This is a genomic window from Marinovum sp. (genome assembly GCF_048263515.1).
Taxonomy (GTDB): Bacteria; Pseudomonadota; Alphaproteobacteria; order Rhodobacterales; family Rhodobacteraceae; genus Marinovum.
Genome location: NZ_JBLXEC010000003.1, coordinates 219,367 through 239,620 on the forward strand (window position 1 = coordinate 219,367; position 20,254 = coordinate 239,620).

Annotated in this window: 11 protein-coding genes; 8 read left to right on the plus strand and 3 right to left on the minus strand. The window is 61.8% G+C overall.

Annotation, left to right across the window (positions count from 1 at the left end; genetic code table 11):
- The first annotated feature begins 20 nt into the window (after positions 1 to 20).
- Entirely contained in the window at positions 21 to 1,121 is a 1,101-nt protein-coding gene (recF, locus tag ACN0SE_RS05345; protein ID WP_417523458.1) for a DNA replication/repair protein RecF, read from the plus strand.
- Between the two features lie 94 nt (positions 1,122 to 1,215).
- Positions 1,216 to 3,633, plus strand: a complete 2,418-nt coding sequence (gene gyrB, locus ACN0SE_RS05350; protein ID WP_417523459.1) for a DNA topoisomerase (ATP-hydrolyzing) subunit B — start codon at positions 1,216 to 1,218, stop codon at positions 3,631 to 3,633.
- Positions 3,634 to 3,888: 255 nt separating this feature from the next.
- Here gyrB and ACN0SE_RS05355 read toward each other — a convergent pair whose 3' ends face one another.
- The gene (locus ACN0SE_RS05355) at positions 3,889 to 3,981 is read right to left on the minus strand and encodes a topoisomerase DNA-binding C4 zinc finger domain-containing protein (RefSeq protein ID WP_417523476.1); all 93 of its coding nucleotides are present in this window, start codon (positions 3,979 to 3,981) and stop codon (positions 3,889 to 3,891) included.
- 580 nt (positions 3,982 to 4,561) lie between these two features.
- Here ACN0SE_RS05355 and ACN0SE_RS05360 point away from each other — a divergent pair.
- Positions 4,562 to 5,575, plus strand: coding sequence for an AAA family ATPase (locus ACN0SE_RS05360; protein ID WP_417523460.1), 1,014 nt, complete (start codon positions 4,562 to 4,564; stop codon positions 5,573 to 5,575).
- Between the two features lie 53 nt (positions 5,576 to 5,628).
- Positions 5,629 to 8,178, plus strand: a complete 2,550-nt coding sequence (locus tag ACN0SE_RS05365) for a S8 family peptidase (protein WP_417523461.1) — start codon at positions 5,629 to 5,631, stop codon at positions 8,176 to 8,178.
- A 242-nt stretch (positions 8,179 to 8,420) separates the two neighbouring features.
- On the opposite strand, the gene ACN0SE_RS05370 is transcribed toward ACN0SE_RS05365, so the two are convergent.
- Positions 8,421 to 14,702 (minus strand): DUF4011 domain-containing protein, encoded by a 6,282-nt coding sequence (locus tag ACN0SE_RS05370; protein ID WP_417523462.1) that lies wholly within the window; start codon positions 14,700 to 14,702, stop codon positions 8,421 to 8,423.
- Positions 14,703 to 15,034: 332 nt separating this feature from the next.
- Positions 15,035 to 15,925 carry a hypothetical protein gene (locus ACN0SE_RS05375; protein ID WP_417523463.1) on the minus strand — a complete coding sequence of 297 codons (891 nt, stop codon included), beginning with the start codon at positions 15,923 to 15,925 and terminating at the stop codon, positions 15,035 to 15,037.
- Positions 15,926 to 16,009: 84 nt separating this feature from the next.
- Here ACN0SE_RS05375 and ACN0SE_RS05380 point away from each other — a divergent pair, with 84 nt between their 5' ends.
- The 4 genes from ACN0SE_RS05380 to ACN0SE_RS05395 all read left to right on the plus strand — a co-directional run.
- Positions 16,010 to 16,720 carry a hypothetical protein gene (locus tag ACN0SE_RS05380; protein WP_417523464.1) on the plus strand — a complete coding sequence of 237 codons (711 nt, stop codon included), beginning with the start codon at positions 16,010 to 16,012 and terminating at the stop codon, positions 16,718 to 16,720.
- The gene (locus ACN0SE_RS05385; protein ID WP_417523465.1) at positions 16,701 to 18,659 is read left to right on the plus strand and encodes a Mu transposase C-terminal domain-containing protein; all 1,959 of its coding nucleotides are present in this window, start codon (positions 16,701 to 16,703) and stop codon (positions 18,657 to 18,659) included. The genes ACN0SE_RS05380 and ACN0SE_RS05385 overlap by 20 nt, the downstream gene beginning before the upstream one ends.
- A gap of 3 nt (positions 18,660 to 18,662) precedes the next feature.
- A complete protein-coding gene (locus ACN0SE_RS05390) occupies positions 18,663 to 19,637 on the plus strand; it encodes a TniB family NTP-binding protein (protein WP_417523466.1) in 975 nt (324 codons plus the stop codon).
- On the plus strand, positions 19,634 to 20,254 hold a 621-nt coding region (locus ACN0SE_RS05395; RefSeq protein WP_417523467.1), incomplete at its 3' end, for a TniQ family protein. The genes ACN0SE_RS05390 and ACN0SE_RS05395, both read left to right, overlap by 4 nt.

Here is a 20,254-nt window from a genome sequence, read left to right on the forward strand (position 1 = left end):
TTGCGCTGCATGTCTGAGCCATGTCCACGCATCTGACCCACCTCAAACTCTCCCATTTCCGCTCGCACAAGCGCGTGGAGATGGTCACCGACGCCCGCCCCGTCGCGCTTTACGGCGCCAATGGCGCCGGCAAGACCAATATCCTCGAGGCGGTCTCCCTGCTCTCGCCCGGCCGCGGGTTGCGCCGCGCCAGCGCCGAAGAGATGACCCGTCGCCCAGAGGCGCTGGGCTGGAAGATCACCGCCGGCCTTCAGGCCGACGCTCGTCCGCAAGAGATCGAGAGCCTGTCAGAGCGCGGCGCCGCGCGGCAGGTCAGGATCGACGGCAAACCCGCCAGCCAGATCGCCTTGGGCAAACTCGCCCGAGTGCTTTGGCTCATCCCCTCGATGGACCGGCTCTGGATCGAAGGCGCCGATGGCCGCCGCCGGTTTCTCGACCGCACCACGCTCAGCTTCTTTCCCGACCACGCCTCTGCCGTGCTCGACTACGAAAAGGCGATGCGCGAGCGCAATCGCCTGCTCAAGGACCAGGTGCGCGACGCCCATTGGTATGCCGCGCTCGAGGCGCAGATGGCCCGCTCCGGCGCGGTAATCCATGCCAACCGCCAGGCGGCGCTGGCACGCATCGCCAAGGCCCAGGCCGACACCGAAACCGCTTTTCCGGTCAGCGAACTGGAGCTCACCGCCACCGAAGGCGAGATGCCCGCCAGCGAGGCCGACCTGCGCGCCGCGCTGGCCGAGAGCCGGTTCCGCGATCTCGCCACTGGCCGCGCTATGGTCGGGCCGCACCGGGCCGAGTTGCACGCCGTTTTTGCGGCCAAGGGCGTGCCGGCCCGCGACTGTTCCACCGGCGAGCAGAAGGCGCTGCTGATCTCGCTGATCCTCGCCAATGGCCGGGCGCTGGCGCAAGAGACCGGCAGCCCGCCGATCCTGCTGCTCGACGAGGTCGCGGCGCACCTCGACGCGAACCGCCGCGCCGCGCTTTATGACGAGATCACCGCTCTTGGCGCCCAGGCCTGGATGACCGGAACGGGACCCGAGCTTTTCGCCGATCTGGGCGACCGGGCGCAACGTTTCGAGGTCAGCGAAACCGGCGGCGAATCCGACGTCGCGGCAGGCTGAGACCCGCCGGCTGACACACAAAATCTTGTGGCATCTGCGTGACATATACGCAAAAACCGCATATATTCCGGGCAAGAGAAAAAGAAGGCTACGCATGTCCGAGCAAGTACAACCCGCACCCGAATATGGCGCGGATTCGATCAAAGTTCTCAAAGGCTTAGAAGCAGTCCGCAAACGCCCCGGCATGTACATCGGGGATACGGACGATGGCTCTGGCCTGCATCACATGGTCTACGAAGTTGTGGACAACGGCATCGACGAGGCGCTGGCCGGTCATGCCGACTATGTTCACGTGAAAATTCACGCCGACAACTCGGTCTCGGTGCGCGACAACGGCCGGGGCATCCCGACCGACATCCACGAGGAAGAGGGCGTTTCGGCGGCCGAAGTCATCATGACCCAGCTGCACGCCGGCGGCAAATTCGACAGCAATTCCTACAAGGTTTCCGGCGGCCTGCACGGCGTCGGCGTCTCGGTTGTCAACGCGCTCTCGGTCTGGTTGGAGCTGCGGGTCTGGCGCAACGGCAAGGAGCATTTCGCCAAGTTCGAACATGGCGAGACCACCGAGCATCTGCGCGTCACCGGCGACTGCGGTGACGAGACCGGCACCGAGGTGCGCTTTCTCGCCTCGACCGACACCTTCTCGAACCTCGACTACGATTTCCACATCCTGGAAAAGCGCCTGCGCGAACTGGCCTTCCTGAACTCCGGCGTGAAGATCATCCTCGAAGACGACCGCCCTGCCGAGCCGCTGCATATCGAGCTGTTCTACGAAGGCGGCGTCAAGGAATTCGTCAAGTACGTCGACCGCCACAAGCATCCGGTGATGCCCGAGCCGATCTATGTCAACGGCGAGCGGGACGACATCGGCGTCGAAGTCGCTATGTGGTGGAACGACAGCTACCACGAGACCGTGCTGCCCTTTACCAACAACATCCCCCAGCGCGATGGCGGCACCCACCTGGCCGGCTTCCGCGGCGCGCTGACCCGGACGATCCAGAAATACGCCCAGGAAACCGGCATCGCCAAGCGCGAGAAGGTCAACTTCACCGGCGACGACGCGCGCGAAGGCCTGACCTGCGTGCTGTCCGTGAAGGTGCCCGATCCGAAGTTCAGCTCGCAGACCAAGGACAAGCTGGTCAGCTCCGAGGTGCGCCCGGCGGTCGAGAACCTCGTCGGTGAGAAGCTGTCCGAATGGTTCGAGGAAAACCCGAACGAAGCCAAGCAGATCGTCGGCAAGATCATCGAGGCCGCGCTGGCCCGCGAAGCCGCCCGCAAGGCGCGCGAACTGACCCGGCGCAAGACGGCGATGGACGTGAACTTCCTTGCCGGCAAGCTCAAGGACTGCTCGGAAAAGGACCCGGCCAAGACCGAGCTCTTCCTCGTCGAGGGTGACAGCGCCGGCGGCTCGGCCCAGACCGGCCGCGATCGTGGCACTCAGGCGATCCTGCCGCTCAAGGGCAAGATCCTCAACGTCGAGCGGGCGCGCTTCGACCGGATGCTGGGCAGTCAGGAGATCGGCAACCTGGTGATGGCGCTCGGCACCGGCATCGGCCGCGACGAGTTCAACATCGCCAAGCTGCGCTACCACAAGATCGTCATCATGACCGACGCCGACGTCGACGGCGCGCACATCCGCACGCTCTTGCTGACCTTCTTCTACCGTCAGATGCCCGAGCTGATCGAAGGCGGCTATCTCTATATCGCCCAGCCGCCGCTCTACAAGGTGTCGCGCGGCAAGTCCGAGGTCTATCTCAAGGACCAGGCGGCGATGGATGATTACCTGATGAATCAGGGGGTTGAGGGCGCAGTTCTGAAACTCTCCGGCGGCGAGGAGATCACCGGTCAGGACCTTCTGCGGGTGGTCGAAGAGGCGCGCCAACTCAAGCGCGTGCTCGACGCCTTCCCGACGCATTACCCGCGCCACATCCTCGAACAGGCGGCGATTGCCGGCGGCTTCGTGCCCGGTGCGGTCGATGCCGATCTGCAGGGCGTGGCCGACAAGGTGGCGCAGCGGCTCGACCTGATCGCGCTGGAATACGAAAAGGGCTGGCGCGGCCGCATAACTCAGGATCACGGCATCCGTCTCGCCCGCATCCTGCGCGGCGTCGAAGAGGTGCGCACCCTCGACGGCCCGATGCTGCGCTCCGGCGAGGCGCGCCGCACCGGCAGCTTCACCGAGTCGCTGCAGGAGATCTACGGCCAGGCGGCAACGCTGCACCGCAAGGATCGCCACCAGATGATCTACGGCCCGCTCGACCTGTTGAAGGCGATCCTCGAAGAGGGCGAAAAGGGCAACACCCTGCAGCGCTACAAGGGCCTGGGCGAAATGAACCCTGACCAGCTCTGGGAAACCACGCTGGACCCGGACGCGCGGACCCTGTTGCAGGTCAAGGTAGACGACGTGGCCGAGGCCGACGACATCTTCACCAAGCTGATGGGCGACGTGGTGGAACCGCGCCGCGAGTTCATCCAGAAGAACGCCTTGAGCGTGGAGAACCTGGACTTCTGAGGGCATGTAGGTGAGCGCATATTTTTTCGCGGCGCGCATATTTTTTCGCGTCGCAGGCGCGCGGATAGCGGAAAAATTGACCTGTTCTGAAAGGCTTAATGTGAATCCAGTAAGAGCGGAGCACATGAGCCTTGATCGATTACCACTTCCATGGGGCGACGACGACGGCTTCCCTCTCAACCCTTGTTAAGCCTCGCGATGTCGCATTGCCCATCATTGGTCCGCAAGCGGGCTGAGCCCCGCCCTGTCAGCATGTCATGCGCTCTTCGTTAGCTTGGCTTTGCCAGCACAGTCCGGGAAACGCACACAGCCGAAAAATGCTCCTTTGCGGCCGCGCCGTTCAACCAGTCATTTCGCTTCGCAGCAGGGATAGGCCTTTGGGGGTGTTGCCGTAATCACCGCAAACCAGATCTCACCGGACCGGAAGGCCGACACCGCAGGCCGGACAAGTCGGCATGCGAATGCCGCCGAGCTTCACGTGCTCGCAGCGATACCAGTCGCGACCGTCCTTTCCGGTCATGTGAAGCGGATGCCCATCCCCCGGATGAAGCGAAAAGTCCGCTATCCGCCGACTGCGCCTGAAATGGTTGAGACAGCTATTCGTCGATATTCATTCCTCACCCAGCATCTGACCAACCTCCGACACGAAGGGCGGACAGCCGACCTTCGCCGCACAGCGCATGAATGGCAGTGATGCGCGGGTAACGGTCGGGGAGGCTGATCTGGATGGCGAGGGGCAGCACAAAACCACCGCGCTGACCGACATTCTGTTGCTCGCACGCCGTTTCGACGAGACGTGACGCCACAGCGGTGCCTTTTTCGTGGCGTAGAATCCATGGTTCAGGTAGAGAATTTTTCAATTGGTGAACTGCCTGTGGACACGGGCGTTTTGTGATTGTGGCAATACTTCTGAAGAGAGGAGGCGAGCATGATGACGACACGGCAAATTCTCGCGCTCCTTAATTCGCATATTGAAGGTGACGAGGATCAGTTCCTTTCGGTCACGCTACAGATCGCGGCGCAGCAGGCCCGTGAGGGCAAGCCCGAAGACGCCGAGAAGTTGAAGCGCCTCGTGCAGAAAGCGCGCGATCAGCGCCGCCTCGGTTCTCCGGCTGGCGGGCAGACCCCGATTCCAATGGCTCGGCCGCGTGCCGAACTTCAGGGGCTTGTCGAAAGCACATATCCCAAAACGACCTTAGCAAGCATGGTGCTGGCAGATGAAGTCCGAATCCGTCTGGCCCGCGTGGTGCGGCAGCAGCAGGAGCGGGCCACACTTCGGGACTTCGGGCAGAAGCCAGCGACCCATCTGCTTCTGGTCGGGCCGCCGGGCACGGGCAAGACCATGACAGCCTCGGCGCTGGCCGGGGAACTCCGGCTGCCCTTGTTTACTGTCCGACTCGAATCCTTGTTCAGCCGCTATTTCGGCGAGACGGCAGCGAAAATGCGGGTGCTGTTCGATCAGATTGCGCAAACGAGAGGCGTTTATCTTCTCGACGAGTTCGACGCCATCGGCGCGCGCCGGGGCGATCCGAACGACGTGGGCGAAATCCGTCGGGTGCTTAACTCTGTGCTCGCCTTCATGGAAGAGCCGAACGCCACGGATAGCCTCGTGCTGGCTGCGACAAACCACGTTGAAATTCTTGACGAGGCGTTGGCGCGCCGCTTCGATGAAGTGGTTGAATACGTGTTGCCGGACCCTGCGGCTGCGCGCGCGATCATCGAAAAGCGGCTCGGCAAGTTCAAGTTGAATGCTCGGTCATGGTCCGCTTTGGCTCCCGCTCTTGACGGCTTGAGCCCCGGGGAATTGGTCCGGGCAGCGGATTCCGTTGTGAAAGATGCGATTATTGACGGTGAGACAAAGATTTCCGCTGACGCGCTTCGTTCGGCTCTGCATGATCGCCAGACGTTCAAGGGTAAGTTTCGGAAAGGCTCCGATCTTTAGAGTTTCCCTCCGAGCGTGCATAACTGGCCTATTGAATAGCAGAGCAGGTTCCAATGGCGGAGCAAGGTGATTTCGACGCACGCAAGCATGTGCACATTTCATTCGATGTTTTTCGGGATGGGATTGGCTATTCTTTTCCTCGGCGAAAGATTGAGCCCAAACCGCTTCGCGATGATTATGCGGCACATGCCAAAAGCCTCCTGGATCAACTAACCACAGCCCTGGGTGATATTCCTCTTGCAGGGCAGGATAACCGCTTGCCAGTGGCGGGACTAAAGGCAGGGGCTATAGTGGAGGTGGGCACTGTGCCACCGGCAGAAGATAGCCGCGTGCAAGCCGCTAAGCTGCCGAAGGGGTTGGAGTTCCCAACGCAGGAGGTCATTGTGCTGAGGTCAGAGCGGCGCGACGACCGAACTGAAAGCGCGCTTCTCTTTGTGCCGGATGATGCCCGAACCTTTTTGCAAGGTCGCATTCGCTCCTATGGGCAGCTGCGGGGCAATCAACCACCGGCAAATGTGGACAAGTTCGAGAAGGTCGAGACCATCCGTGCCGCAGAGGCCCACGCGCTGTTTGTCGGCAAAGTTGATTTCGCGTCCCCGGAACTCCTTTGGTGGGAGCTTTGGGTGCGACATGACGGCAGAATAGCCGAAGGGGTTGCTGCTGCCGCGCGGCTGGCGGAACTTGATGTGCACGAAGATCAGCTCCTTTTCCCCGATACCACGGTGCTGTTCGTTCATGCTTCTGCCGAGGGAATTACCGGATTCGTAGGGCGTATCCCGGGGGCCGTTGCAGAGATCAGGAAGGCAACAGGCACAATCGAACCCTTCCTCGACAGAGGCGCGAAGGGGCTCGGGCCGCAGGATTGGACCGCAGACCTCGCCAAGCGCATCGTCCCGCCGCCCCAGGGCGCGAATGCGGTCTGTGCGCTTGATACCGGCATCTCAGCGCAGCACCCGCTTATTGCTCCCGGTCTACGCGGTGCTTGGGCCTATGATATGGCTTGGGGTGCGGATGATCACCATCCCCGAGGGGGACATGGCACGCCTCTCGCAGGGTTGGCGCTTTATGGCGATCTTGAACCCCTAATGAACGACACACGGCAGGTGCAACTTACCCACGCAGTCGAGTCCATGAAACTGTTGCCGCCAAGAGGCTTTCCGAAGACGAAACCCCCGAGCTATGGGGTTGTAACTGAAGGCGCTGTTGCCTTGGTCGAAGCAGAGAGACCAAATGTGAGCCGCGCATTCTGTCTCGCTACTTCAGCTCGTGATTTTCCACCTGAGCGGCCGTCCAGTTGGAGTGGCGCGTTGGATCAGATCGCGTCGGGCTCTATGCCCGGCGATCAGGCAGAGGGGATTCCAGCGGCCGAGCGTCCGAAACGGCTAATGGTGGTCGCGACCGGCAACATGCCCGGTGGCAAGCTCGCCGATGTGCAGCGTTCGCACCCTCTCGAAGATCCGTCACAAAGCTGGAACGCACTCACCATCGGCGGGTTCACCCGCAAAGACACACCGCCGTCAAAACCGCCCGGGTTGAAGCCGGTGGTGCCTGCAAACCACCGCAGCCCATTTAGCTTGGGATCGCAATCGCTTTCGACTGACCTCACCCCGATCAAGCCAGAAGTGCTGTTCGAGGCAGGTAACATGATTGCCGATCCCTCCGAGGATTGCGGCTGGGAACCGTCGGTCTCACTTCTCACGCCTGGCTCCAATGTCGTGCACGAGCCGCTTGTGCCGTTCTGGGCGACCAGCGCAGCGGCGGGGATGGCAGGGCACTTCGTTGGCGCGCTGCAAGCCGCCTTGCCGGACCTATGGCCCGAGACGCACAGGGCACTGGCGGTTGATTCCGCGGATTGGCCCGAACCGATCCGCAGACTGCTGATCGGCAGGGGCGATCACTGGAAGACCGGCAAGAATGCGACCAAGGCCAAGAAACAGGAGATTCTTCGCGAAGTCGGATACGGGGTTCCCGACCTGCAACGCGCGATAAACTCGGCGAGCAATGACGTGACGCTGATTGCGCAGGCCCAGATCCAGCCGTTTGTGACCGGAGAGAGCGGTGGGCCGGTCTTCAACGAGATGCACTTCTATGACTTGCCGTGGCCCAAGGCGGCGCTTGAAAAGATCGAAAACGGCATCGTCACCATGAAAGTGACGCTCTCTTATTTTGTCGAACCGAACCTGTCCGGTCGTGCGGCGACCCGTCCCGAAACCTATCGTTCCTTCGGGCTTCGGTTTGCCATGAAGAAGCGAGGCGACACAAAAGAGCAGTTCAAGCGCCGGGTTTCAGGCCAGCAGGAGAAAGACGCGCCCGGACGGCAGCAAGAAGGTGATTACTGGCTACTTGGCTCGAATGCAGCGCAAGCGGGGTCTCTGCATTGCGACCTGTGGCGCGGGCGTGCGATTGACCTCGCCCTGCATGACGCTATCGGGGTCTTTCCCGTCACCGGTTGGTGGAAGACGCACGTCGGGCAAAAACGGTTCAACGATAAGGGGCGCTATGCGTTGGTGGTTTCCATTTCAGCACCCGGGCAAAACGTCGATATGCACTCTGAAATCAGTGCTATTGTCGCAGCGAAAATCGCTGCGACCGTCACAACCTAACTGCTGCGGCGCGTTGCCTTGGCTGCGCACTTTTGTTTCCAGCCCCTCGAGTTTGCGCCGATTATCTTTTGCGCGTAACACAAAGGTCCGCAGAGAACTGGGAACAGCCATGCCTCGCAACAAGCTCGAATGTCCGCAGAGGGCCGACATCGCTGCCGGACCAGATTACATATCTCGCGATGCTATATCGTAGTATCCACTCCCCGACGGACGTCTATCCCGAGGCGGGTTCGACATATGATTTATGTATCGAGCCTCACGAGTGCGCTTGCGAGCGCATGCTCAGCGACGAAACGCATCGCGTGTCCCGCCTCAATCTTCCTGAGCGCGGCCTCAATCTTGGTGCCGTAATGGGTCGTCTTCCAGTGCCGCGAGGCGGTGTTGGAGACGACCACGTAGTGGGTCTCGTCGGATACGGTATTCTTGAGGATACCGCCGCGGCGCGCAATCTCGTTACCGATCAACGAGCGCGGCCCCATGCTCATTTTGCCCGTCAGCACGAAGGTCTTCCCTTCGAGATCGATCGCGCCCGCATCGGTGATCGGATCGGTGGGCGACAACGCGCCACCAATGTTGGCAACACCCGTGTCGGCATGCCCGTCGGTCACAAGCTCGGCGATCCATTCCCGGATCTCCTCGGCCTCTTCCTCGTCAAGGACAGCATCGGCAAGCGCCTCGTCGACCGCCCAGCGCAAATGCACAAAGATCGGGGCCTTGGCGAGCGCCGGGTCTGAGTGGAAGCGGGCGTAAATTTTGCGCGCTTCCCCGGAGGTAATCCGGCCGTCGCAGATGATGCCTGCGCAGAAACCAAGGAATGTGTTGATGATGTCCTTCTCAGCTGCGTGCGCGGGGTCGTCGAGAGTTTCGCGCAGGGCCTCGCACTGGATGGAGATAGCGGTCATGAGATCGCCGCCCGAATCCTCGAGCGCCTCGGTGAGCATGTCGGTGATCCGGCTCTCGCCGGCGTCGCCGAAGAAGGCATCGATTTCCCGTGCCTCGGCAATGAGGCCCTCGTATTCGCCATCCTCTATCGCGTCCGAGGCCGCGATCCCCTCAAGGAACCCGAGCCAGTAGAAGCCGCGCTTACGCGTCGTGGCGGTGCGGTTGAAGCAATCGTAGGCTTGGTCCTCGCGCCACTGTTCGATGCGCGCCAGCGCCTGCTCCGACAGGGAGGGCTTGGGTCCCCTTCCAATATCTGCAACATCTGGGGCGACGGATGGCACCGTCGAAGGCTCCTCGAAGAGCCGCCCCTGCCGGGCATCGTTGGGCTCCGCCTTCGCGTCCGTCTTGGCGGCTTTCTTCGCCAAAGCCATTTCGGCCCGCTCGGCTTTCGCGGCCTCCTCGGTCTCGGCGGCGCGTGTTGCTGCCTCCTCAGCGGCTTTGCGAGCCCGCTCGACCGCCTCGGCGCGGGTCTGCTGACGCTCGGCTTCCTCGGTCTTCGCGCGCGCGAGCGCGGCGTCGAGCGCGGCGCGCAGCTTCTCGATCTGACCGCGGGGGTCGCGGAACCAGTCGGTCGACCAGATGCGATGGAAGTGCCAGCCAAGCCCTTCGAGCACCTGCTGGCGCAGCCGGTCGCGGTCGCGGCTCGAGCGCGAGCTGTGATAGGGCGCGCCGTCGCATTCCACAGCGAGGATGAAGCCGTAGGGCCAGTCCGGGTGGCGCACGCCGATATCGATCTTGAAGCCCGAGGCCCCGACCTGCGGAACGGCCTCGTAGCCCGCAGCCTCGATTTGGGCGATCACGAAATCTTCGAAGGGGCTGTCGGTCTCGCCGCGCTCGACCTGGATGTCGCCGAGCTGACCGGTCCGGGAGAATTCGAGCCACGCGCGGAGCATCTGCACGCCGTAGGCCTTGCCATCCGCCTGGATGTCGGTGGGCACCATCGAAGAGTAGGTGACGATCTTCTCCTTGGCGCGACTGAAGAGCACGTTCAGGCGACGGTGACCGTGCACCGAGTTCACCGGGCCGAAGCGCTGGTAGGTTTTGCCTGTCTCCGGGTCGGGTCCGTAGAGCGTCGAGATCATGATCACGTCGCGCTCATCGCCCTGGATCGTCTCGAGGTTCTTGACGAAGAACTCCTCGAGCCCGTCGTCCCTCTCCGCCCAGCGCTCGATATAGGCCTCGACATGCGGGTTGCGGGCGCGCTCGCGCTCGAACTCGGTGACGATGAGCTCGGTCTGGTCCTTGTTCATGGTTGCGAGGCCGAGAGAGCGCTCGGGGTGGTCGCGCATGTGCTGGATCGCTCCGGCCACGATGGCGCGCGCCTCAGGGATGTTGCGGCCCTTTCGATATTCGCCCTCGACCTTCACCAGCTCGACGCCGAGCTCCGGGTCGCCATCGCGGGCGGCCGGGAAGATGGTGAGCTGGCCGTCATAGACCATCTTGTTGGAGATCGCGATGAGGTTGAGATGGCGCGAGCGGTAGTGCCAGCGCAGCTGGCGCACTGGCGTGAAGGTCGTGTTCGCCATATCGAGGATGCTCTCGCTGTCGGTGCGAACATCTTCGTCCTCGTCGGAATCGTCGAGCACCTTGGAGAAGAAGTTGGTTGGCGGCAGCTGCTTGGTGTCGCCGACGATCACAACCTGGCGGGCACGCATGATCGCGCCCAGCGCGTTTTCCGGCGTCATCTGCGAGGCCTCGTCGATGACGACGAGATCGAAGGCGAACTGGCCGTGCAGGTATTGCGCCACGGCAAGCGGCGACATCATCCAGCAGGGTTTCAGATCGATCAGCGCGGCGCCGGCGCGCGCGGTGAGATCCCGCACGCCGACCCGGTTGCGCTGCTTGTTCAACTCGTGCCGGATCAGGCTCATCTCGGTATAGGTGCCGACCTTGCCAATGCCGTTGCCCACGGGCGGGTGGCTGTTCTCGATCAGCTCCTCGCGGATCGCGAGGCGGGAAAGATTGGTGAGCTCGCGATCGATCCGTGCGATGTCGCGGCGCAAGCGGTTGAGATCGGCACCGTCATAAGCATCCAGCGTGCGGCCGAAGCGCGCCTGCAAATGGTCGGTCAGGCTGCGCGCGTAAATCGCTTCGACAATCACCGGCAGGTTCGCGCGCTGAGTTTGCCCCTCTTCGCTCTGCACCCAGTCCGTCAGCGGCTGGAGTCCCCGCGCCTCAAGCGCGGCGAGCGCGCGCAGGAGACGCGCCTGATCGATGAGACCCTCGGCGCGGCGGGCGGCGACGTGGAGATCCGGCAGGCGGCTGGCCAGTGCGTGCAGGGCCGTTTCCGGATCATCGCCATCGGCACAGGGGAGGGCGAGCTCGCCCGCGACCGCGGCCGCTTCCCTGGCGAGCTCCTCGTGGCGAGCGAAGATCCGGTCCGCCTCTTCGATGAGGGAGCTGTCCGCCCCGCGGCGCATCAGCATGATGCCGGCACGCGGCTCGGGCAGCCCGGAAATGGCCTCGGCAATCAAGACTGCCGTGCGGATCTCCTCCGTCGCCTCGATGCTCGCGACCAGCTCTGCGGCACGGGAACTGTTCGCGGCAAGCTGCGCCTCGGCGCGACGGGCCCGCGCCTGGCGCGCGCGCTCGATCATCTCATGATCGAGCGTGCTGCGCCCCTTGAATGACAGACAGAGCCTGGCAGCCTCCTCGCGCTCGTCGCGCGCGCTCTTGAGCTTCTTTTCGGAGGCGTCGACGTCCGACACCAATCCGGAAAGTGAGGTTGACGGCATCTCAGCCTCGGCCACGAAATCCCTGAGCGGCTGGAGCGATCCGGTCTCGAGCGCGTAACGCAGGCGGTCGTCGCCCTGGGAGAGCTGTCCGATCGTCTCATGGAAGCTGGCCAGCGCGTCGAGCGTCTCGGGATCGCTGTCCACGCCACTAAAGAGCGCGCCGAGCTGCGTGGCAAGGCGTGTATCGGACGCAAAGGCGTCACGCTTCTCCGCCCAGCGGGCATAGTCGCGCAGTGCAGAGGCTGCGGCTGGACGCCCGACCTCGGGGTCTCCGCCCAGCGTCTCGCTATAGAGCGCCCAGGCGGCCTTGTAGCGGGCGGAGAGGAACCGGAAGAGCCCGGCATTGTCGATGGCGTCGGCCGCGGTCTTGAGGTCCGTGGACGCGTGGTTGCCGGCGCGCGGCAGGCGCTCGCGGAGCGTGTCGCGCTCCCGTGCCAGGGCGCGCTGGCTTGCGGATGCTTCCCGCGCGGTCGAGGGCACGAGGCGTGCCTCGTCAGGCTGCCGGCGGTCGAGCACCTCTGTCGGGGTGCGGAGCAGCCGTTCGATATCGAGGCGCAGGTCCGAGAGCGTCAGCCCCTCGCCTTCGGAGATTTTAGCCCAGCGTGCCGGGAGCGCGGTCGCCAGGTCGCGCCGGTGCGTGAGCGCCCCCCTGCGGCCATCGAGCCGCTCGATCTCAGCGGCCATGGCGGCCGGATCGATCGTGCCATTTTGGCGTCCGGCCATGTCGGCGGCCGAGGCAATGGTGGAATCGACTTCATCGTCTTCGGGATCGGTCAGGATTTCGACCAGAACAGCTGCCGCGGCCGTAGCCGCATCCCGGGCTTCGCAGACTTCAAAGGCGGCGCGGCGCATGTCTACATCGAGGAGCTGGTCGACGAGATCCGCGTCGGTGTCGGGGTTGCGGACGATGGCGGCCAGTGCCACCCGCGTCGGTGCAGCGCGGGCCAGCACTGGATCGTCCGGCAGGAAGGCGCGCAGCGGGCCGTCTTTGGTTTCGGTCCGGAATGCCTCAATGGCGCGTGCGAGCGCGGCGAGATCCGTGGCGATGTCCTCGGCCTCATCAGCGCGCAGTGGGGCCTTGCGAGCCTCCCGCCAGAGCGCGGCGATGCGGTCGGCATCGTGGAGCCGGTCGACAACCATGCGGGCGTCGCCTTCGATCTCGGTCCGGGTTTCCTTTTCAAGTGTTTCAGGGGCCGAAATCCGCAGACGCCGGATGTCGCGTGGCAGGCCGTCGATATGCTGCGCGGTCGCAATGGCGCGCCCCACGGCTTCGTGGACGGTCATCCCGCAGGCGCCGAGCTTGGTGCCGAGCATGTCGAGATAGGCCTGCATCTCCGAGCGGCGTCGCGTGAGGGCCTCGTGCCGGGCCCTGTGCGCCGCGGCCGATCCGGCGGGCGGCCGCTCCATCCCCAGGCGGTCTTCGAGGCTCTGGAAGACGGCATCGCGCGAGCCACGGCCGGCTTGCAGCGGCAGGATGAACTCGCCAAGGCCCGCGGAGTCGAGGCGATTGCGCACCACGTCGAGCGCGGTCAGCTTTTCGGCCACGAACAGGACTTTCTTGCCGTCTGCCATCGCCGACGCGATCAAGTTGACGATGGTCTGGCTCTTGCCCGATCCGGGAGGGCCTTCGATGGCGACATTCGTCCCGTTGGCGACATCCACGAGGGAGGAGAACTGGGAGGCATCCGCGTCCATAACGAGGCGGGGAACCTGACGCTCCACGTCCGGGTCATCGGTGTCATAGACCTCGGCATAGGTGGCACCGTCGCCGCCGACCGAGGAGAGCATCTCCTCAATGAGCGGGCTTTCGACCACGTGACCGTTGTCGGGATCGAGGTCGCGATACATGGCGATGCGCGAGGACGGGAAGACGCCGACCAGCGCTTCTCGACGCACAGACCAGTGCCAGCCGGAGGGTGCGAGATCGGTCACGGCCGCGAGGTAATCCTCAACCGAGCCCTCGTCGTAGGCAGGAAGCTCCAGGCCGAATTGCGCACTGAGGGTCTGAGCAAGCGTCGTGTTGAGGCCGAGTTCGTTCTCGCCGCAGATGTGATATTCGGCCCCGCCAGGCGCTTTCTTCCTGGACATCCGGACTTCGAGGAGCAGGAGCGGCGAGCGCGCTGGCGTTCGCGAAGAGCCGGGCTCGTTCCATTCCAGGATGCCGAAGACAGCGTGGAGCACGTTGACGCCGGTTTCCCGCTCGAAGGCATGGCCGCGATCGTGGAGCGAGCGGCCAACTCGGTCGAGCCGCTCCGGTAGGAGTAGTGTCTGGATATCGGCGTCGTCGTGGCGGCCGTCGTCGGGACTCTCGCTCGGCTTGGGCAAAATGTAGTCGGGAGAGATGCCGTGATTGCGCGCATGCGCGGCCAGCGACGTGTTCTCTTCTGTCTGTCTTTCGGGAAGGCCCAGTTCCGCGCGCACGCGGTCCTTCAAGGCTCGCTCGAGGTCGATTTCCTTTTGGCCATACTCGGGGTCGGTCGGATCGAGCGCTGCGGAGTCCGCGAGATGCTTCTCGTCTGTGGTTCGGGCAATCTCGAGCGCGTCGAGAAATTCGTCGGTCTGTTCGTCGGGCAAGGGTTCGTCGATCGGCGGCAGAGCCACGAGGCGCATTGGACGCTGGTTATGCAACCGCTCAGCCAACACACCGGGCAGCTCGTCCACAAACCGGATCAGGCTCGACGAATTCTGGCGAAAGGGCACTTGGATGAGCGGGTTGCGCCGTGAGCTATCCAGAAGCCTGGCGCGCAGGTGTTGGATGCGATCTCGGACCAAGTTGCAGATTCCAGATCGCTCCGAAGTCTCGGCGTAGTCTTGAGTGGTCTGTTCAGCGGAAGAATGGGCGGTCATGGGAGCTCCTGGCGCTTGCCACGTGGATATTATCCATCAGCCTCTCTGCCAAAGGAAATAACTACTTGAAATTGATCTGCGGAACTATGCTGGCTTCATGCATGCGCAATTTCGCGCAAAAGCCAATAAAAAAATGGATTTTTTGAAACCTGAACATTGAAATACGGTGCGCTTCGCCTTGGGAGAATGAAACCCATACGGAAGGGCTGATTATCGCGGGATGGCGTCAATTATACCCGCTGCCCTGCGCTTGCCGTTGCCCCGCCTGAGAGAGGATCTCGATGCCCACGTTGGCCCCTGCTTTGGTGGGCCTTCCCTCCCCTATTTTGCCCTTATCGGCTTCCAAACGGGTCCCGCTTGGCGCGCGGGTAGGCGCGAGATCCCTGAGGTGGTGAAGTCTCCTTGTTACTGGCATTCGCACGGTAAGTAAGCTCAGCGAGTTGGCCTTCACGCTTCTCGAACACGGCAACCCGCACATTCGAGATAGACAATTTGTCGGCCAACCGTGAGATGTCTGCGGTAGAGGTGCCCCAACTTCCCGGCACGACAAGGATGGACATCCGGCCATCCGCTGCTCGAAGGGCTGCCATCGCGAGGGTCTCCACGAGGTATCGGCGATGCCGCGTGCCGCGATGTCCTTTGCATTCCACAGCGGCGACCGGTCGCCCGTCTCGCAGGACGGTGAAGTCCGACGGCACAAGACTGTCCTTCGCTGTGCGAACGATTTCGACATCGTGACCGAGCTTGAGCTTTGAGGGATGCCGCCTGAGGAACGTGAAAACCTCCTCCTCAAAGGCCATAGCCCGTTTCATCCGCTCATGCCCCGCAACACGTCGGCCGTGCTCCTGCTCGGCGCGCCGCAGAGCGATGTCGAGTTGCCTTCTCGACACCTCGCCAGAAAAAAACTTCGGCGCGAGCTCATCGGCTAACTGTCTGGAAATAATTGAGATCTGCGACAGTTTGAGGACGCCTGTCATCGGAACCCACCGTTCTTCTTCCTCGAGTGCTTTGGGCGCGTTCTCTTTCATCCAATTTACTGCCGCGAGAGGGTTCCTGAGGCTCGCTGGTTCCACGCCACGAAGCTGCGCGACCTGGGCGAGCAGTTGGCTGGCATCATTGCATCCGTAGCGACCTGGGTCGTCAACGGCCGCTGAAAGTGCGTTGCCGAAGGCGATCCAGCTCCGGGTTTCGGCGAGCTCTCTCAGGGTAAGTCCACGTGCCATGAGAGAATGATATCAATAAATGACTCAGGAAAACAGCAGTTTGTGTGTTATTGTCAATAACGAATCGAGGGCACTGAAATGAAGATGGACCGGAAATCGCATCCGGTCGCGCGCGATGTTCGGAAGAAGGGGCAGCAGAAGAAAGCCCACTACTCCTCTGCTGGCCGTGCGCATCTGATGCAGATGGAAAGCCGCTTGGAAACGAGTGGAGCCATCGCGATGGGGCTCGATCCCCGGGTCCTGTCGATACGCTCTCAACCGATGACCTTCGATCTTTTGACTGGACGAGCTTATCCCAGCGTCGCTGCGCTTCAGGACGCGCAGAAGCTCTACGGGTTTCGGTGCGTAAAATACACACCCGACTTCGAAGCGGACCTCGGCGGCTCAAAGGTGCTCGTCGAGGTCAAGCATCGCGCACTGATCAACCAAAACCCCAAAGTGCTCGAATATCCGAGCATCCTGGCACGGTATGGATATCGCCTGATCCTCCTCGATGATCACATTCTTGAGGACACTTATGTGCGCAACCTCCGCCTCTTGAACAACGCACGTAGCGTCCGACCGCTCCCGAGGGCTGCGATAGCAGACACAATCGCAACTTGCGGGAATGCGCCTTCATATGGCGACCTTCTCTCCGCCGGTGTTAACGAGGGGGACCTACTGACAGCGCTTGCCCTTGGCCACCTGACCTTCGACATCCGGTTTGCCCGGCTGAACTACGACACCGTCATCTCGGCCGATGGCGATACCGCCGCTCACCTGAAGGAGTTGCCCCTTGTCAGTATCCGTCACTGAACTCGCAGAGATGCACGGCTGGCGCCGCGATGAGAAGTTGAGCTTTGTCTCGCGGGCGGACGGAACCGTTGCATTGGAAGATGTGTCTGGCAATCCCGTTCAAGTCACGGAAATTGCCTATCGCGATCTAATCTCGGCAGGGTATGCGAGGAAGCCAGGTTCCGAGACAGATTTGGACTTCATTCCAAACAAGAAGGCACGGCGTAAGCAGCAAATGTGTCTGTTTGCCGTTCGGCGTGATGAGGAACTGCGCGCGAACGGAAACGCCCCCTGCCGCGCATTTGAGATACTCAAGGAAGAACTTTTGGCCCACCCCCATCATGGTCCTTCTGTGCCCGAGAAGTTCAATCCTAAGACACTGAGTAACTGGAAGAAAAAACTGAAAAAAGGCGGGCCGGGGGCCTTAATGCCGCGCAGTGATAAGCAAGGCAATCCATATGCTCGACATGATGAGCTATACGAAGGCTTTGTCTATGACGTCCTCGAGGATCTTTATCTGAAGAGTGGTCGGATATCCATTTCCCTCGCCGCCATTAAGGCTGAGGATCTTTATAGGGACAAATGCGAAGAGGTGGGCATAGAACCCAATGACTGTGCAAAGAAGTCATTCATGGCGGTGCTGGCAACATTGCGAGCAGACGATGTCATCAAGGCACGCAACGACACTGAGACTTCGAGGAAGATGCGCCTCCAAGCCGTATTTTATTCGCGGGTGAACTACCCCTTCGATTTGGTGGAAATCGACACGACACCGGCCAACGCTCACGTCCGTGGTCGGGATGGCAATTGGATTGGCCGACCTACTGTTAGCGCGGCGGTTGACGCAGCGACGGGTGCAGTCCTCGGCCTGCGGTTCAGCCTCGACGCGCCCAAGGAGATTCTAACAGTTCAAACCTTGAAAGATGTGATGTCCCCACGCGATGAAGATTTCTTCGATCGTCACGGAATCGAAAACCGTATCCAAATGAATGGGGTTCCCCAGATCCTGAGCTGTGACCAGGGAAGTGAGAACAGCGGCGAGTGGCTTCCGGGCATTATTGCCTATTCCGGGATGGAGCTGGGCAAAAACTGCCCGGGTTGCCCCGACAAGAAACCTTTTGTCGAGCGGTTCAATAGGGAGCTAAGCCGCTTCTTCGAAACACTGCCTGGTGCGACGACTTCACCCACAATGCCCAATAAGACCCGAACGGACAAAGCTATGGTGGAGGCTTGCATGACCCTCGAAGAGCTTGAGAGCGAAACCTACAAGTGGCTTTATGATGACTATTTCAAGAAGGTGCGGCGCCTTATCCACTCTCCGCTGCGGGTTCCGGAGTCTCCGACAGATAGCTGGAACCGATTAGTGCAAGGCATGGCTCGTATGCCAATCGGACCCGAAGAAATCGCGCAAATCTTCATGGCCGAAGAAGAGGGACGGAAGCTACAGCACTACGGGATCGATGTTCGTGGTGTCCAGTATCACTCTCCGGAACTGAAGGAGCTGATCTCGACGCTCGGTCGCAAAGCCACCGTAGATGTTCGGTATGACCTCACTGACATCCGGGCCATCGCGGTGATTCACGACGTAGAGGAAATCGAGAACCCTTTGATTGTGCCTGCAAAGTCTAAAGAAATCGCTCCTATCAGTTATGACGATGTGAAGCGGATTAAGAAACTCAGTCCCGAAGCGAAAAAGCAAGATCGCAAGGCACGCACCAAGACATATGATATCGCCTCGGCCGCACAGAAGCTCGCTGAAGAGCGCGGCACGGGTAAGATCTCGAATGTGCGGGAGGCGAAGAAAAAGGAGCGCATGCGTCAGAAAGCCGCCGAAATGAAAGAGCGCGCCCGGACACCTCCGCTCCAGCCAACTTCCGCGATGGCCTCAGTGAACCAACCTACTCCGCGGATGCCTGTTCACCGCCGCGAAAGGACTCCGCAAATGGATATCTTGGAGTAGATCATGACCAACAATGCCGTCCCCGCATTGTCGCAGATTGTCTTGCACGAGGCCCTACGGGAAGCCTTGTCTGCCGTGGAGTTCTTACTTAGCACGAAGCAACCCACCGAGGGCTGCCTCGTGCCGCTTCTCGGTCCGACGCGCGTCGGCAAGAAATCGGTAGCACGGCACCTGCTGTCGAACGCTGGAGCCGCCAACTCGCTCTTGCCCATGGAGGATGTCATCTATTGCAGCCTTCCCCCCCAATCGAGCGGGAAGAATATCTACGGGGCCATCTTGGGAAAGATCGTGGGGAAGTCCCCTCGGCCGAATGAAAACGCCAGCTCCATCCGGGACCGGCTGTTTCGGGCGATTGATCAACTCGCCATTAAGGTTGTGGTGATCGATGAGGTGAACCACCTGATCGAACGCGGGGCGAACCTTGCCCCGCGGGAGGCTGCTGACCATTTGAAGACCATCGTCGATGAGACAGGCATCAGCGTCATAGCCCTCGGCCTGCCGCGGTTTCAGAAGATCATCGATGAGAACGAACAGCTGCGTGATCGGGCCTGCGCTACGACAATCCTGAGGCCCTATGATTGGCAGCAGGACGCAGAACGCGCCGCCTTTGCGGACACGGTCGACGTCGCGCTGCTCAAGCTTGAGCGATCCGGGCTGCCAGTGGCGCTCGACTTCGAGGACATCGTGCGACGCCTATACGGGGCGTCGGGCGGGCGCGTCCCCGTCATGATGCGTCTGCTGAAGCTCTGCGCCCTGAAAAAGCAGGCGCCGCAAACTCTGGAACTGGCGGATTTCGCGCTTGCGGCTCGCGCCATGCAGCAGTCCGGCATCCCGACGTCCTCGTTCTTCAAAACCGAGGAACCGGACGAGGTCGATATCCTGCGATCCTTCGCATGCACGATGGGTGAGGCAGGCCTCGAGTTCTCCATCGAGAGCCTTGCCGGATTCGATCTTGTGCACGGAGCGCATTCAGCATGACGCACCCAGTTCGGTCTCCCGCCCCTCAAGAAAGCCTGGATGGGTTTCTACGTCGGCTTGCCGAACAGGAGTTCTGGCCGAACGTTTCTGACTTTCTGGCGGGGCTCGGACTTCGCTACGGGCGACGGATGATAGAAGACGCCGAGAAGGCGGAGGAGGTGCTGGAGCTGGAGCCGGGGACACTGGCCCTTTTCTCCCCGGCGGCCGCTCCCTCGGACCCCTCCAGGAACTGGCGGTTTGAACGACATCACTCGGCCCCGGTCTGCCCAGACTGTCTCGCCGGAGGCACACCGCACCATCAGTCTTGGCGGCATGTGTTCGTTACCTGCTGCGTGGACCACGGCATTCGCCTCGTCGATCAGTGCCCGATGTGTCAGGAAACCTTCCGGCCGGGCGAGGGCGGCTACGACTCTTGTCATTGTGGATGCCCTCTCGATCGTCTCGAACGGTCCGATGCCGATGACGCCGAACTCGCAATCTCGGCGCTCATCGGCGGGAAGATGCATCCTGCTCGAGCTGCGCTGCCGCCGTCCCTCGCGTTCCGGGCACCTTCTGATACCGCAGACTTCATATTCTTTCTCGCCAGCGCTGGCATCGACGCCGCTACGGGCAAGCAA

What these genes read in the sequence shown, in the direction of transcription:
- ACN0SE_RS05390 (WP_417523466.1), top strand. Translation starts at nt 18,663, where the DNA reads ATGACCAACAATGCCGTCCCCGCATTGTCGCAGATTGTCTTGCACGAG.
- ACN0SE_RS05365 (WP_417523461.1), top strand. Translation starts at nt 5,629, where the DNA reads ATGGCGGAGCAAGGTGATTTCGACGCACGCAAGCATGTGCACATTTCA.
- ACN0SE_RS05380 (WP_417523464.1), top strand. Translation starts at nt 16,010, where the DNA reads ATGGACCGGAAATCGCATCCGGTCGCGCGCGATGTTCGGAAGAAGGGG.
- ACN0SE_RS05375 (WP_417523463.1), bottom strand. Translation starts at nt 15,925, where the DNA reads ATGGCACGTGGACTTACCCTGAGAGAGCTCGCCGAAACCCGGAGCTGG.
- recF (WP_417523458.1), top strand. Translation starts at nt 21, where the DNA reads ATGTCCACGCATCTGACCCACCTCAAACTCTCCCATTTCCGCTCGCAC.
- ACN0SE_RS05360 (WP_417523460.1), top strand. Translation starts at nt 4,562, where the DNA reads ATGATGACGACACGGCAAATTCTCGCGCTCCTTAATTCGCATATTGAA.
- gyrB (WP_417523459.1), top strand. Translation starts at nt 1,216, where the DNA reads ATGTCCGAGCAAGTACAACCCGCACCCGAATATGGCGCGGATTCGATC.
- ACN0SE_RS05370 (WP_417523462.1), bottom strand. Translation starts at nt 14,702, where the DNA reads ATGACCGCCCATTCTTCCGCTGAACAGACCACTCAAGACTACGCCGAG.